Here is a 944-nt window from a genome sequence, read left to right on the forward strand (position 1 = left end):
GCGTTCGCGAACTTCTTCGCCAAGCGCGCCAAGTACCCCACGTTCAAGTCCCGGAAGAAGTCCCGGGCGTCGGCGGAGTACACCCGCTCGGCGTTCCGCTGGCGTGACGGCCGGTTGACGCTGGCCAAGATGGACACGCCGCTCGACATTGTGTGGTCGCGTCCCCTGCCGGAGGGTGCGCAGCCGTCCACGGTCACCGTGTCCCGCGACAGCGCGGGACGCTGGTTCGTGTCCCTCCTGGTCGAGGAGAAGATCAGCCCGCTCCCGCCTGCCGGGCAGAGCGTCGGTGTGGATGCGGGCATCACCGCGCTGGCGACACTCTCGACCGGCGAGAAGATCGTCAACCCGCGTCATGAGCGCACCGATCGGCGCAAGCTGGCCAAGGCTCAGCGGGCCCTGGCCCGCAAGGCCAAGGGGTCGAACAACCGCGCCAAGGCCCGGGCCAGGGTCGCCAAGGTGTACGCCCGGATCGCCGACCGCAGAAGAGATCACCTGCACAAGGTCACGACACGGCTTGTTCGCGAGAACCAAGTGATCGCCGTGGAAGACCTGACCGTCCGCAACATGGTCAAGAACCGCAGCCTGGCCCGCGCCATCTCCGACGCCTCGTGGCGAGAGATGCGCGGCATGCTGGAGTACAAGGCCGCATGGTACGGGCGCACGCTCGTGGCGGTTGACCGCTGGTTCCCCTCCTCCAAGCTGTGCTCGGCGTGCGGGGCCCTGCAGGAGAAGATGCCGCTGAACGTCCGGGAGTGGATTTGTGCCTGCGGCGCGGTCCATGACCGGGACGTCAACGCGGCCAAGAACGTGCTCGCCGCCGGGCTGGCGGAGAGCTGAAACGCCTGTGGAGCGGGTGTAAGACCTCAACGAGAGTCCTCTCGGACGGGCGACCGGCTGTGAAGCAGGAAGCCTCACGGGCGACCGTGGGAATCCCCCTCGTTTAC

1 protein-coding gene is annotated in these 944 nt (G+C 67.6%); it reads left to right on the forward strand.

Annotation, left to right across the window (positions count from 1 at the left end; genetic code table 11):
* Positions 1–837, forward strand: an 837-nt coding sequence (locus ABGB01_RS46005; RefSeq protein WP_347780657.1) for an RNA-guided endonuclease TnpB family protein, incomplete at its 5' end; no start/stop codon positions are given.
* Between the last annotated feature and the right edge of the window lie 107 nt (positions 838–944).

Source organism: Nonomuraea sp. B5E05 (genome assembly GCF_039880665.1).
GTDB lineage: Bacteria > Actinomycetota > Actinomycetes > Streptosporangiales > Streptosporangiaceae > Nonomuraea.